This window comes from Corallococcus terminator, from assembly GCF_003611635.1.
GTDB classification, from domain to species: domain Bacteria; phylum Myxococcota; class Myxococcia; order Myxococcales; family Myxococcaceae; genus Corallococcus; species Corallococcus terminator.
In genome coordinates this window covers 1-456 of record NZ_RAVZ01000806.1, presented here as the reverse complement: position 1 = coordinate 456, position 456 = coordinate 1, and the positions used below count along the sequence as shown (strand labels likewise).

Sequence of the window (456 nt, the reverse complement as noted above, 5' to 3'; positions counted from 1 at the left end):
GCCCTATGGCGACACGGGGGGCGGCGCGAACGCGGGGGGCGGCGCGGACGCGGTCACCGGCGGCAGCGGCACGGGCGCGGTGCTGCCCCAGCCCTACAGTGCGACGCCCTCCCTCACCAACCCGGTGGCGGGCGCCCAGGGCGACGTCACGGGCTCCGGCGCGGTGCTGCTTCCGGTTCCAGGGGGCATGGGCTCCCCCATCACGGGAAACCCGGTCAGCGGCACGGGCGTGGTGCTGCCTCCGGATCCGGCGGGCATGGCCTCCCCCGGCGCGGGAAACACGGTCAGCGGCGCGGGCGCGGTGCTGCCCCCAGCGATGGGGACCCCGGCGGCGGGCGCGGCGGGCACCACGCTGTCGCCGGACACCAACACGTCCAGCAACTCCGTGACGCCCCTGGGCGGCGGCTCCATCCTGGACGAAGGCGCGGGGCGCTGAAGCGCAGGCGGCCCACCGGG

At 78.1% G+C, this 456-nt stretch carries 1 pseudogene; it reads left to right on the top strand.

Going from position 1 to position 456, the window contains the following annotated elements:
* Positions 1-436: pseudogene (locus D7V88_RS43565) on the top strand (hypothetical protein); the annotation flags it as partial.
* Between the last annotated feature and the right edge of the window lie 20 nt (positions 437-456).